The sequence below is a fragment of the Chitinophaga sp. genome (assembly GCF_036569125.1).
Taxonomy (GTDB): domain Bacteria; phylum Bacteroidota; class Bacteroidia; order Chitinophagales; family Chitinophagaceae; genus Chitinophaga.
The window spans coordinates 1-13827 of sequence record NZ_DATCRF010000110.1 but is presented as its reverse complement, the minus strand read 5'-3'; the positions used below and the strand labels follow the sequence as shown (position 1 = coordinate 13827).

10 protein-coding genes are annotated in these 13827 nt (G+C 47.0%); 7 read left to right on the top strand and 3 right to left on the bottom strand.

Translation table 11 applies throughout. The features are described 5' to 3' along the window. The 4 genes from uvrB to VIM87_RS03995 all read left to right on the top strand — a co-directional run. Positions 1-1735: excinuclease ABC subunit UvrB (gene uvrB, locus VIM87_RS04010; protein WP_331995726.1), on the top strand; the 1735-nt coding region annotated here is incomplete at its 5' end. A gap of 431 nt (positions 1736-2166) precedes the next feature. Then, complete coding sequence (locus VIM87_RS04005; protein ID WP_331995725.1) at positions 2167-3552, top strand: ammonium transporter; 1386 nt, start codon at positions 2167-2169, stop codon at positions 3550-3552. 348 nt (positions 3553-3900) lie between these two features. Continuing rightward, a complete protein-coding gene (locus tag VIM87_RS04000) occupies positions 3901-4992 on the top strand; it encodes a porin (RefSeq protein WP_331995724.1) in 1092 nt (363 codons plus the stop codon). Between the two features lie 411 nt (positions 4993-5403). Beyond that, complete coding sequence (locus VIM87_RS03995; protein ID WP_331995723.1) at positions 5404-6066, top strand: DUF2461 domain-containing protein; 663 nt, start codon at positions 5404-5406, stop codon at positions 6064-6066. Between the two features lie 110 nt (positions 6067-6176). Here VIM87_RS03995 and VIM87_RS03990 read toward each other — a convergent pair whose 3' ends face one another. Further along, the gene (locus VIM87_RS03990) at positions 6177-6428 is read right to left on the bottom strand and encodes a hypothetical protein (protein ID WP_089906746.1); all 252 of its coding nucleotides are present in this window, start codon (positions 6426-6428) and stop codon (positions 6177-6179) included. A 312-nt stretch (positions 6429-6740) separates the two neighbouring features. Beyond that, the gene (locus tag VIM87_RS03985; protein ID WP_331995722.1) at positions 6741-7730 is read right to left on the bottom strand and encodes an aspartate-semialdehyde dehydrogenase; all 990 of its coding nucleotides are present in this window, start codon (positions 7728-7730) and stop codon (positions 6741-6743) included. Between the two features lie 153 nt (positions 7731-7883). Between VIM87_RS03985 and VIM87_RS03980 the strand changes: the two genes are divergently transcribed. The 3 genes from VIM87_RS03980 (at position 7884) to VIM87_RS03970 (ending at position 13473) form a co-directional block, all read left to right on the top strand. Beyond that, positions 7884-10442: a lamin tail domain-containing protein gene (locus VIM87_RS03980; protein WP_331995721.1), complete on the top strand. Its 2559-nt coding sequence runs from the start codon at positions 7884-7886 to the stop codon at positions 10440-10442. Between the two features lie 68 nt (positions 10443-10510). Continuing rightward, complete coding sequence (locus VIM87_RS03975) at positions 10511-11158, top strand: DUF5606 domain-containing protein (RefSeq protein ID WP_331995720.1); 648 nt, start codon at positions 10511-10513, stop codon at positions 11156-11158. 587 nt (positions 11159-11745) lie between these two features. Beyond that, positions 11746-13473 (top strand): M3 family oligoendopeptidase, encoded by a 1728-nt coding sequence (locus VIM87_RS03970; protein ID WP_331995719.1) that lies wholly within the window; start codon positions 11746-11748, stop codon positions 13471-13473. A gap of 126 nt (positions 13474-13599) precedes the next feature. Here the strand turns inward: VIM87_RS03970 and VIM87_RS03965 are convergent. Beyond that, positions 13600-13827, bottom strand: a 228-nt coding sequence (locus tag VIM87_RS03965) for a Fur family transcriptional regulator (protein ID WP_331995718.1), incomplete at its 5' end; no start/stop codon positions are given.

The window sequence follows — 13827 nt, the reverse complement described above, 5'->3', positions numbered from 1 at the left end:
TATAGAAAAGGACCTGTCTATTAATGAAGAGCTGGATAAGCTCAGGTTGAGGGCTACCTCCAACCTGCTGTCCGGCAGGCGGGATATAATAGTGGTAGCCAGCGTATCCTGTATATATGGTATGGGTAACCCTACTGAGCTGGAAAACGGGATCCTGCGTATTAACCAGGGCCAAACCATTAGCCGCAATGCCCTGCTGCATAACCTGGTAAATTCCCTGTATACCCGTACCACCGGCGATTTTACCCGTGGCTCTTTCCGCGTGCAGGGCGATACCGTGGATGTGAACCTGCCTTATGTGGATTATGGCTACCGGATCACCTTTTTTGGAGATGAGATCGAGCAGATAGAAAGTATTGATACCGCCAACGGTAAGCGTATTATGCTTATGGACAATGCGGCCATTTTCCCGGCCAACCTGTACCTGGCGCCCAAGGATATGATGCAGCAGATCATTTTCGAGATCCAGGACGAGCTGCTGGCACAGGTGGAATATTTCCGCTCCCAGGGCAAGCACCTGGAGGCCCAGCGCCTTTCTGAGCGGGTGAACTACGATCTGGAAATGATCCGGGAGCTGGGTTACTGCAGCGGCATAGAAAACTATTCCCGCTTCCTGGACCGGCGTATGCCGGGTACCCGCCCCTTCTGCCTGCTGGATTATTTCCCGGACGATTTTCTGCTGGTGGTGGATGAGAGCCACCAGACCATTCCCCAGATCAGCGGTATGTATGGTGGCGACCGTTCCCGCAAGCTCACGCTGGTAGACTTTGGTTTCCGCCTGCCTTCAGCCATGGATAACCGCCCGCTGAACTTTTATGAGTTCGAGAACCTGGTACACCAGGTGGTGTTTGTAAGCGCTACCCCGGGCGAGTATGAGCTGCAGCAAACAGAAGGCGTAGTAGTAGAGCAGGTAGTGCGCCCCACCGGCCTGCTGGACCCGCCCATAGAAATAAGGCCCAGCGTGAACCAGGTAGATGACCTGCTGGATGAAATTGACCGCCGGGTAACAAAAGGTGACCGCGTGCTGGTAACCACCCTCACCAAACGCATGGCCGAGGAAATGGATAAATACCTGGGGCGTATTAATATTAAGTCCCGGTACATACACTCCGAAGTAGATACCTTGGAGCGCGTAGAAATTCTCCGCGACCTGCGCTTGGGTAAAATAGATGTGCTGGTAGGCGTAAACCTGCTGCGTGAGGGCCTGGACCTGCCGGAAGTATCCCTGGTAGCCATCCTGGACGCCGATAAGGAGGGTTTCTTACGTGATGAGCGCTCCCTGACCCAAACAGCCGGCCGCGCCGCCCGTAACGTGGATGGCCTGGTGATCTTTTATGCAGATAAGATCACCGACAGCATGCAGCGCACAATAGATGAAACTAACCGCCGCCGGGAAAAACAGGTGGCCTATAATATAAAGCATGGCATTACGCCCAAAACGGTACGTAAGTCTATAGAGCAGATCATGGGGCAAACTTCTGTGCTGGAGATCAAGAATTATGATGAAAGCTCACCCTACGCCGTACACCAGGAGATGTCGTTAGTGGCAGAAGACGCCATTACGTACGCAAAAGGCGAGGCTGCTAATGCTAAAACCATTCCGCAGCTGGAAAAAGCCATTACCCGGGTAAAGAAGGAGATGGAGAAAGCCGCCAAGGACCTGGACTTTATGGAAGCGGCCCGTCTCCGCGACCAGATGTTTGCCTTACAGCGGGAGCTGGAAGAAATGAAATAAACGAATTAAAAAGGGCCGGTTACCGGCCCTTTTTAATATTACAAATAATGACATGTGTTTTTGATGTAGCTGTTTTGATTAGCATGTAACAAATTTTGTGTTATACATATTCCATTGAAAGATATATTATTATAGCATTTCGTCCCACTTTACAGTAGCAACCTGACCTACAAGGTTAGAAAATTGTTAAATCCTACATTGGTTGTTACTTAATTTATTGTTTATCAGTTGCTTAACCCATTTTGATTACTTACGTGCACTACGTAAGTAATTGGTGAATCCACTATATTATTATAATAAATTATAATATGGTTGATTTAGGATCAATAATGCCGTTTTTTATTCAATCATTTCTATTTTTCTCGCTTTTGTTTGAGTGTTTGGAATAAATAAATACTTTTATTGAAGAAAAATACCTAAAAACGAACGCTATGAAGAAAACTGCCTTTCAGGATTACATTCCCTTTATCGTCCTTGCTGCAATAGCAGTGATTGGCATATTTATGCCTACAGTGGCTACTTATGCTGACGCCAGCAAGTATAACTTTGGTGATATCGCCTGGATCTTAGTGGCTACCTCACTCGTGTTTTTAATGACACCGGGTTTATCTTTCTTTTACGGAGGCATGGTGAACCGCAAGAACGTGATCAACACCATGATGCAGAGCTTCATAGCCACCGGCTTGATAAGCGTATTATGGGTAATAGTAGGATTCAGCCTGTCATTTGGTAAATCCTGGCATGGCTTGATCGGAGATCCTTCCACCTTTTTCTTTTTTAAAGGAGTAGGTTCCGGTGAGCCCTGGGCTGGTGCACCCACCATTCCGCTGCTGCTGTTTGCGCTGTTCCAGATGAAGTTCGCTATCATCACTCCTGCGCTGGTAGTAGGCGCTACTGCGGAAAGGATCCGTTTTACTTCTTACGTATTATTTATGGTGTTATTCAGCCTGCTGGTATATGCACCTATCGCACACTGGACCTGGCATCCGGATGGCATCCTGTTTAAGCTGGGTGTGCTGGATTTTGCCGGTGGTACCGTGGTACATATTTCTGCCGGTTGTGCTGCCCTTGCAGGCGCCATTGTACTGAAACGCAGAAAAGATCATATAGAAAAGAAAGAGCTGCAGCCCGCCAATATTCCCTTTGTATTAATGGGTACCGGTTTGCTGTGGTTCGGCTGGTTTGGTTTTAACGCCGGTTCTGCAGTAGCCGCTAACGGCCTGGCAGTATCTGCCTTCGCTTCTACCAACACCGCCGCTGCTGCCGCCGGTTTATCATGGTTGTTCTTTGACGTGATCCGCGGACGCAAGCCCTCAGCTTTAGGTTTCTGCATAGGCGCTGTAGTTGGCCTGGTAGCCATTACACCTGCCGCCGGTTATGTAGCCGTACCGCAAAGCGTGTTCATTGGTTTCATTGCAGCCATCGTTTCTAACCTGATGGTACACTATAAATCCAAAACCAGCATTGACGATACACTGGATGTATTCCCCTGCCATGGTATTGGTGGTATGACGGGTATGCTGCTCACGGGTATCTTTGCTACCAAAGCCATTAACGGCGCAGGTAACGACGGCTGGTTCTATGGTAACTTTGACCTGTTCAAGAACCAGGTATTAGGTTTACTGCTGGTGGTAGCTTACAGCTTCACCGTATCTTACGGCATCTTTAAGCTGATCAACTTCATCCACCCGCTGCGTGTAAGCGACGAAGAAGAAACACTGGGCCTGGATGCCTCTCAGCACAACGAGCACTATCACCCTGCGCTGATGAGCGTGAACGGTGTTGGTACACTCAGAGAAGAAGACATTTTACACTAATCAGAATATAACACTACTATTAATTAATAATGAATAATTAATAATTAATCAGCACATCACGGTGAAGCATCAGTTAATTATTAATTATTCATTATTAATTCTCCCTCCTACACCCAAAGCAAGCAGCAAGCAAAGCAAGCAACACAACGCCAGAAGAAAGGTAGCACGCTAGACGCATTCATTTCAACATTCATTTATTAATTCTCTTCCACTAAATTTTATCAACCAGTTTCATTTGCCATGAAGCCGGTATGATTGAAACAGCTCAGTCATGCCTATTAAATTCCTATTGCCTGCAAAAAACAGGTACGGGGCTTTGTGTGCCTTTGAAAACGCAAAAACTAAAGGATGAAAAGAACTATCATGACCACCATTGCTGCCTGCACTTTTTTCGCTGCGTTTGCCCAAACGGCAGACACCACAAAACCGCAGGAATCCTTTAAGCTCTCCGGCTCTGCGGATGTGTACTATAAGTATAACTTCAACCGGAATGTAACGGATAACAAAACCAGCTTCACCAACTCGCAGAATTCTTTTGAGCTGGGAATGATCTCCCTGAAGGTGGAACATGGGTTTAAGAAAGGCAGCATAGTAGCCGATCTTGGCTTTGGACGCCGCGCTGCAGAATTTTCCTATAACGATACGCTGAATAGTAAGAACGGGATGGCCATGGCCATTAAACAATTATATGTGGGCTACCAGGTTACAGATAAAATAAAAGTAAGCCTCGGAAGCTTTGCCACACATGTAGGTTATGAGCTGGTAGATGCTTACCTGAACCGCAACTACAGCATGAGCTATATGTTCAGCAACGGGCCTTTCTTTAACACCGGCGTAAAAGCAGATTTTGCTATTACACCTTACTTAAGCGCCATGATCGGGGTATTTAACCCAACAGATCTGAAGTCCGTAGATTTCAGCGATCATAAATACATAGGCGCGCAGGTTGGCTTTACGCCCGTTAATACACCAGCAAAATTATACCTGAACTACCTGGAAGGCAAAGACACTGCCGGCGTACAAAACCACCAGCTGGACCTTGTAGCTACCTACCAGGTGAACACGGTACTGGGCCTGGGTTATAACGGTACCTTCAGCACTTACAAGAACACCCTGCTGAAGAACGGGGAGATAGGATCACAGAGCGTGAAATGGTGGGGCTCTGCACTGTACGTAAATCTTGACTTTACAGAAACTTTTGGTTTAACATTGCGGGGTGAATATTTTGAAGATAAAGATCGCCTGAAAACTTTCGCCAGCGCACTGGATGGAGGACATGTAATGGCAGGTACACTTACGTTCAACTATAAGGTAGGCAACCTTACCATTATGCCGGAATTCCGGCTGGATAACGCTTCCCGCGATATTTTCACCAAACATTCCGGCGACCCTACCGGCAGCACGGCTAATGTACTGGTGGCAGCAACATACCACTTTTAATTAGGAATTATTCAATTACGAATTACGAATTGGGTGGAGCGTAATGAAGCTGTTGTGTGAAATGTTATTTTTTAATTATGAATTAAGTATAACACCAAAGATCTGCTATATAAAGTATTTAATACCCTTGTAAATTTATTGGTAGTAAAACTCAACATTTGTAATAGTTAATTTGTAATTATAACTGCGGTTCATCCGCTGCATTTAAATTCGTAATTCGTAATTGATAATTCGTAATTATATATCCGCGGTATTCTCCGCTGCATTTAAATTCGTAATTGATAATTCGTAATTATATATCCGCAGTATTCTCCGCTGCATTCAAATTCGTAATTCGTAATTGAATAATTCGTAATTGAAAAAAGGTCCATCGGACCTTTTTTTATATATTGTACGCCAAATTCACCGAGCATGTTGCAAGCCACCACGTTGAAGTTTTTAAAGAACCTCGCTAAGAATAATAACAAGGAATGGTTTGATGAGCACAAACCGGAATACCAGGGGGCAAAATCAGATTACGATACCCTGGTACAGCAGCTGATCGACGGCCTTAGCCGCCAGGATGCGGAGGTAAGCGGCTTGCAGGTAAAGGATTGTACTTTTCGTATATACAAAGACGTTAGGTTCTCCAAAGATAAAACGCCGTACAAAACAAATATGGGCGCCGCCTTCTCACCAGGCGGCCGCAAATCGCCCCGGCCGGGTTATTATTTTCACCTGGAGCCGGGCGGCAATAGTTTTGCCGGCGGCGGCATTTGGATGCCGGAAGCTCCGGTGCTGAAAAAGGTACGGCAGGAAATAGATTATAACTTCCCTGAATTTCAGCAGATCATCGGCAATAAGGAATTTATTAAATACTTCGGTAAAATAGACGGGGAGGCCCTTAAAACAGCGCCACAGGGCTACCAGCCGGATAACCCTGCCATTGCCTATCTTAAGCTGAAAAGCTTTACCGTATGGCATAGCATGTCAGACGATGCCTGCACGCAACCAGCACTGGTGCGTGAAATACTAAAAGTATTTGCAGTAATGCAGCCTTTTGTAAAATTTCTGGACCGGGCCGTGCATGAATAATGCCCGGATCTGTGCGCCATCTTGCAGAAACGCGGCGCATAGAGAGGAAAAAGGAGAAAAGGCTCAACGGTCCTTTTCTCCTTATCAATTTCTTCTGTAACTCCCTTAAATTAATTTTTGTGTATCAAAAACTCAAACGGGCGGGCTTTACGGTTCTTTAATAAGTTTTCCTTGTCAGTGCGTGTGTGTGCAAATTTCTGGTTGTACACATTAGCCACTTCAATAATTGGAATGATGCCATCCAGCGTATCCTGCTGATCAACGATGTTCATAATACGGGATACCTGGGAAGAGAAGTTGCTGCTCCACTCTTCTGTGAATTTGTGCATCAATAAAAGCTCGCGATTGGTGTTGGTCTTCATAGGATTAAGGGTGTTTACAGATTAGACAAAATATACGATTGCTGCGTAGCACTCTCTCTTGTATTGGCATAAGTTGATAATTTTTCATAAGAAGCAAGTCGGCATAGGATTATGATACCAAAATCCAATTTTATACAGCAGTAATCAATACTACTTCCGTGTAATTTTTACGCTTGTACCGTTTTACTTTTACTAAAATTTAATCAAAAAGCTTCGTTATAATCCGGCGGCTTTCAATCACTTATACTCAAAAATCGTATATGCATTAATGAAAGATACATATATGAGCAGTTGAGATGTATAATTGCCAGTTTAAATCATTTTTTGCGCGTGCAGGTACTCTGCTATCTGCACTGCATTTGTTGCAGCGCCTTTTCGCAGGTTATCCGCTACTATCCACATATTCAGCGTATTAGCCTGTGTTTCATCACGGCGTATACGGCCCACAAAAACTTCGTCTTTGTCATGCGCATCTTTAGGCATCGGGTACTGTTGTGCAGAGGGTTCATCTACTACAATAACACCCGGTGTTGCTGCTAAAGTTTTACGTACTTCATTGAGTTCGAAGTCTTTCTCAAATTCAATATTCACTGATTCGCTGTGTCCACCGATCACGGGTATACGAACCGTAGTAGCGGTAACGCGTATACGATCATCGCCCATGATCTTCTTGGTTTCATTCACCATCTTCATTTCTTCCTTGGTATACCCGTTATCCAGGAACACATCTATCTGCGGAATTACATTGAGATCAATGGGATATGCATAAGCCATTTCACCACTTATTCCTTTTCTTTCATTCATTAACTGGTTCACCGCTTTTACGCCGGTACCGGTTACGGATTGATAGGTAGAAACTACCACCCGGTTAATTTTATATAGCTCATGCAAAGGGCTCAGCACCAACACCATTTGTATGGTAGAGCAATTGGGATTTGCGATGATCTTATCTTCAGTTGTTAAGGTCTTACCGTTTATTTCCGGCACCACCAGCTTTTTGCTGGGATCCATTCTCCAGGCGCTGGAATTGTCGATCACCGTAATACCGGCAGCCGCAAATTTAGGCGCCCACTCCAGGGAGGTGCTGCCACCAGCGGAGAATAGCGCTACATTGGGCTTCATGGAAATGGCCGTATCGGCAGTTACTACCTTGTACTGCTTACCCTTGAATGTTACTTCCTTACCAACAGACTTTTCAGAAGCTACAGGGATCAGTTCTGTAACCGGGAAATTCCTTTCCGCTAACACTTGTAACATTTTAGAGCCTACCAGTCCGGTAGCGCCCACTACGGCAACTTTCATTGTGGGAATAATTTGGTTTTGCGATCATATAAACGAAGCCGGATAATATAACTGTATGGACCTCAATATGATCAGAAAATGAACGATTTTTGGAGGTGCAAAAATACTATCTTATTCTCTATATTCGCAGTTTAACCAACCAATTATTTTATTATGCGCACACTCAAATTTTGTGTGGCGCTGCTGTTGCTCTCCTCTCTCTCTCATAGTCAGATCATTGAACATTTTGATGCTTTACCATCTGTTCCCTGGAAGGGAATAGATACTGCCTGGCAGGTAAAAAACAGCCGGCTGCAAAGCAATGATCTGCAACCCAACAGCCGGTTTGGCTTATGGGCCCCGGCCGGCATCGGACTGCCCGCCAGCTGGGAATGGTGGATGCAGCTGGATTTCAACACCTCTTCCAACAATTATGTGGAGGTGTACCTGCAGGCAGATAGCAGTAACCTGCTCAGTACCGCTTTAACGGGCTATTTTGTACGCATAGGCGACAAAGATGACAAAGTATGCCTGTACCGTAAAACTGCCGGAAATGAGCCGGAAATGGTCATAAATGGCCGGAATGGCATTACCAATCATTCCTCCACTATCCTCAAGCTAAAAGTGACCTGTGATGATACAGGCGCCTGGCATTTATGGACAGATACCACCGGCACCGGACAGTATTATGTACTGGAAGGCGCCGCTGCCCCGGCTCCGTTAAATGCCAGCCCCTGTTTCGGCATCCTGGTGCGGCAATCCACCGCCAGCTTTTTCCAGAAACATTTCTTTGATGAGGTGCAGGTAATGCGCTTAGTAAAAGATACCCTGCCCCCGGCAGTTAATTCAGTAACTATGCTCAATGACCGGGAGCTGCTGATGCGGTTCTCAGAACCGCTAGACAGTATTACTGCATTAGCTACAAACCATTACCAGGCAGGGAGTATGGGTAACCCTGCCGCTGTACAACAAACAGCCGCAGGCATGCACCTGTTTTTTAATACGCCATTTCCCAACGGGGATACCGTGTTATTACAGGTAACAGGCATTGCTGACCTGGCCGGAAACCTAATGCAGACGGCTTCTATCCCATGTTTGTATTACCAGCCCTCCCGCTATGAGGTAATAATTCATGAAATATTTCCCGATCCGGAGCCTCCAACCGGTTCAGAATTGCCGGAATTTGTGGAGATCCGGAACACAGCACCTTACCCGGTGCAATTAAACGGCTGGCGTTTTGCTTCCAACAGCGGGCAGGTGCAGCTGCCTTTTTATGAGCTGCAGCCGGATAGCTTATTGTTATTATCTAAAAAAGCCCTGCCGGGAAGTAATAGTTTAACGCTAAGTGATTTTCCGTCCCTGGGTAATGAGGATGATACGCTGATCCTGTATAATGCTGCTGGCAGCGTAATGCATGCCGTGGCCTATGATAAAAGCTGGTATGCCGATGCAAAAAAGGAAAATGGCGGCTGGAGCCTGGAAATGATCTCGCCTGCTGCGCCCTGCAACGGCAGCATTAACTGGAAAGCAGCTGTTGCTGCCACCGGCAGCACACCGGGGCATCCTAATTCCGTAGCGGCGCCAGTAGCCGATACTGTTTCCCCTGATCTGTTACGTGCTGATGTAACCGATAGCCTGCACCTGGCGCTGTATTTCAGCAAAACATTGGATAGTACGCTGGCCGCTACCCCGGCTCATTACCAGCTAACGCAAGCAGTGGCAGCAGCTCATGTGGCGCCGCCCCTATTTAACACCGTGCAGCTGCAGCTTGCCGCACCTCTGCAGCCGGAAGGTATTTATACCCTTAGGGTAAAGGATATAACCGGTTGCGCCGGGCAGCCCTTGGGCCGTGACAGTGCTGTACTGGCCCTGCCCACGGTAGCGGATAGCGGTACCATTGTGATCAACGAGCTGCTTTTTGATCCTAAACCCGGCGCCCCGGAGTTTGTGGAGCTCTATAACCGCAGCAGCCGCGCTATTGACGTGCAGCAGCTATCCATTGCCATGATAGACCGGGACGGGCAGCCCGGCGCGCCTGTAGCGGTAAGCGCTGTACCGCGCCTGCTCTTGCCCGGGCAATATTTGGCCCTTACCCGCAATGCCGATGCGCTGTGCCGGAACTATACCTGCAAGGCCTGGGAAAATTTGTTAGTGGTCAGCAGCCTGCCGGCTTTCCCCAATGAAGGCGGCACCATTGGATTATATAATACATTCAATGGGTTGGTAGATGTTTTCTCCTACACGCCGGATATGCAGCTATCCCTGGCCAGTAATACCAAAGGCGTGTCATTGGAGCGCCTGAGCGCGGCGCAGCCGGCCAGCGATATAAGCAACTGGCACCCCGCCGCTACTACAGCCGGCGATGCTACGCCGGGTTACCTGAACTCCCAGCAGCTTAACCTAAAGCAGGCAGCGGGCGAGGTAAGCCTGCAGCCGCAGGTATTTTCACCGGATAATGATGGGATGGATGACCTGGCAGTGATCACCTGCCAGCTGCCGGAGGTTGGTTATATAGGCAACATTACTATATTTGATGCGCAGGGCCGGCCGGTACGGCAGCTGTTGCAAAACGGGGTGTTGGGTAACCGGAACAATATTATCTGGGACGGGCTGGGAGAGAACAGGCAGCAGTTACCGGTTGGCATTTATATTGCGTTTACAGAGGTTTTTGACCTGCAGGGACGCGTGAAACGCTGGAAACTCCCTGTGGTAGTGGCCCGGCGGTTAAACTAAAAAACTGTAAATCACCGGGTAACCATCTTAAATTAATTATTTATATTTGCGCTCCTAAAAATTTGAACATGCAGTACAGAGAAATTGTTGCAGTAACCGGTCTCGGCGGATTGTTTCAATTATTAGCCAGTAAACAGGACGGCGCGATCGTTCGTTCACTGGAAGACAAAAGCACCCGCTTTGTTTCATCCCGCGTACACAACTTTACCCCGCTGGAAAGTATTGAAGTATTTACCACTGGTGATAATGTAAACCTGGCAGAGGTATTTAAAGCCATGCAGGAACAGGAAGCGGACCACAAAGTAGTAGCCGCTAATGCCGATAATACTGCGATTAAGACCTATTTCCGGAAAGTATATCCTTCTTTTGATGAAGATAAGGTATACGTAAGCGATATGAAGAAGATGGTAAAATGGTATGCCATCCTGAAGACGAATGACCTCCTGAAATTTGACGAGATCCTGAACCCGGCAGAAGAAGGTGAGGAAGAAGCACTGGTAGGTGAACCCGCTCCTGCACCGGAAGTGGTAGCAGAGGAAAAACCAGCCAAAAAAGCGAAAGCGCCGAAAGCTGCCGCCAAGGAAGATGCCAGCGCTGAAGCCCCTGCTGAAAAGCCGGCTAAAAAAGCTGCTGCCAAACCTAAGAAGGAAGAAGCAGCCGGCGACGAAGAAGCTGCGCCCAAGAAAGCTACAAGAAAGAAAAAGACTGAAGAATAGGATTGAATACGAATTATTCAATTACGAATAACGACCCGCATAACGCTGGACATAGCCTGTCCCGCCAAGCGGGGAATGCCGTTGAAAATTAATTATGAATATGCATAATTGAAATGCAGCGGTGCTGAAAGGAAGGCTGCATGTAGTGAACATACATTATTCCATTACATACATTCATACCTTGCAATACAACCCATTCGTAATTATTCATATCATAATTATGTTCAATGGCATTCATGCGCCGCTTCGCGGAGTCGTAATTGAATAATTCGTAATTATAAACACCCCATCCGCCTGTACTTCAAACCTGCCTCCCTTTCCACGATCTCACCAATTACTTTAATGGCATTTCCCGCTTTTGCGGACAGGCTATGAACACCCGCGTTCATAATTTAACAATTCATCATTTACCCGCTCCTGTCTGTAATTTCCTGCTAATCTTCCTTTACGCTCTCCCCAATTATTCGCATTCATATTTTATTTTTCGATGGTGCTCATGTCCCGCTTTGGCGGGATCGTAATTGAATAATTCGTAATTCCCTTCTCTCCTCAATTCATAATTGCCAATTCCCACTTATCTTAGTAGGATGGAAACTTTAAATGCAAATATTGAAAAACTGCCCCGCCGGTTTTTACCCGATAACTTTACCGTTACCACCTGGGAGGCGCTGCAGCCTTACTTTGAGGAGCTGAAACAACGCCCTTTAAATACCCTGCCTGAACTGGAGCAATGGTTAAAGGATGTGAGCGAGCTGGAAGCCGTGGTGAGTGAAGATGCCTGCTGGCGGCAGATCCGCATGACCTGCGATACAACAGATAAACAGCTGGAAGAAGCTTTTACCTACTTCTGCATGGAAATACAGCCCAAGCTGCAGCCTTATGCAGATGCGCTGAACCGTAAGCTGCTGGATACCGATCTTTCCAAACAGCTGGGCGATAATTATGAAACCTACCTGCGCAGCGTGCGCAAGCAGGTAAAGCTGTTCCGCGAACAGAACGTGCCCCTGCTGGCAGAGCTGAGCGTAATGGCCCAGCAATACGGCGTAATATCCGGTAAAATGACCATTGAAGTAAATGGCCAGGAATATACCTTACAGCAGGCTGCCAAATTTTTAGAGAACAGCGACCGCGCCCTGCGGGAAGAGGTGTTCCGCAAAACCAATGAGCGCCGCTTACAGGATAAGGAAACCATGGACAAGCTGTACAGCTCCCTGGTGGAAAAGCGCGACCAGGTAGCTAAAAATGCCGGCTTTGCCAATTATCGTGATTATAAGTTTGAGGACCTGGGCCGCTTTGACTATACCAAAGAGGACTGCTTCCAGTTCCATACAGCGATAAAAGAGCATATTTTACCGATAGTAGAAAGCATTCAGAAACGGCAGGCCAAAAAGCTGAACCTGGAGGTTTTAAAACCCTGGGATGCGGATGCAGAAGCTGCCGGCACTAAACCGCTGGAACCGTTCCAGACAGGTACAGAGCTGATTAATAAAGCGATTGCCTGTTTTGATGAGCTGGGGCCTTTCTTTGGCAACTGCCTGCGCGTAATGCAGCAAATGGGCCGGCTTGACCTGGAGAGCCGCAAAGGCAAGGCTCCCGGTGGTTATAACTGCCCGCTGGCAGAAACCGGCGTACCTTTTATTTTCATGAATGCCGCCGGGCAAATGAAAGACCTTACCACCATGGTGCACGAAGGCGGCCATGCAGTACATTCTTTCCTGAGCCATCATTTACCGTTAAGCGCATTTAAGGAATACCCGATGGAAATTGCCGAAGTGGCCAGCATGAGCATGGAGCTGTTCACTATGGACCACTGGGATATTTTCTTTACTGATAAAGAAGAGCTGCGCCGTGCTAAAGTGCAGCAGCTGGAACGCGCCATCATCATTTTCCCATGGATAGCAACCATTGATAAATTCCAGCACTGGGTATACGAACATCCGCAGCATACCGTAGCAGAGCGTACTGCTGCCTGGGTAAATATCCTGAATGAGTTTGCTACCAGCATGGTGGATTGGAGCGGTCTGGAAAACTATCGCGCTATTACCTGGCAGCGGCAGCTGCACCTGTTTGAAGTACCTTTCTATTATATTGAATACGGTATTGCGCAGCTAGGGGCTATTGCTATGTGGAAACAGTATAAGGAGAACAAGCAGCAGGCCCTGGACAATTACGTTAAAGCGTTAAGCCTGGGTGGCACCCGCACCTTACCGGAGCTGTATAAAGCGGCTGGTATCCGTTTTGATTTTTCACCCGCCTATGTGAAAGAGCTGGCGGATTTTGTGCAGAAAGAGCTGGATGCAATTACAATTAGTTAATGTGCAAATATGCAGATGTGCAAATGAAGGTACTGCGTTAATGAGGTATTATTCATTTGCACATCTGCACATCTGCATATTTGCACATTTATTTACAGTGCTTACACACCCCGCTTACCACTACTTCTATATTATGCGCTGCATACCCTTTGGGTACTGAATAGCAGGAATGTCTGTGTGATCCAGGCAAAGCGTATTACCACATTCTTCGCATTTGAAATGTACGTGATGATCGTGATGATCCTGCGCGGAACATTCTGACCGGCACAGGGCATACTGTACACTGGTATCCGTAGTAGGGATCTTATGAATAATGCCTTTATCAATAAAAGCCTGCAGGGTACGGTAAATGGT

Coding starts and splice junctions, on each gene's coding strand:
- VIM87_RS04005 (WP_331995725.1), top strand. CDS start 2,167: ATGAAGAAAACTGCCTTTCAGGATTACATTCCCTTTATCGTCCTTGCT.
- VIM87_RS04000 (WP_331995724.1), top strand. CDS start 3,901: ATGAAAAGAACTATCATGACCACCATTGCTGCCTGCACTTTTTTCGCT.
- VIM87_RS03995 (WP_331995723.1), top strand. CDS start 5,404: ATGTTGCAAGCCACCACGTTGAAGTTTTTAAAGAACCTCGCTAAGAAT.
- VIM87_RS03990 (WP_089906746.1), bottom strand. CDS start 6,428: ATGAAGACCAACACCAATCGCGAGCTTTTATTGATGCACAAATTCACA.
- VIM87_RS03985 (WP_331995722.1), bottom strand. CDS start 7,730: ATGAAAGTTGCCGTAGTGGGCGCTACCGGACTGGTAGGCTCTAAAATG.
- VIM87_RS03980 (WP_331995721.1), top strand. CDS start 7,884: ATGCGCACACTCAAATTTTGTGTGGCGCTGCTGTTGCTCTCCTCTCTC.
- VIM87_RS03975 (WP_331995720.1), top strand. CDS start 10,511: ATGCAGTACAGAGAAATTGTTGCAGTAACCGGTCTCGGCGGATTGTTT.
- VIM87_RS03970 (WP_331995719.1), top strand. CDS start 11,746: ATGGAAACTTTAAATGCAAATATTGAAAAACTGCCCCGCCGGTTTTTA.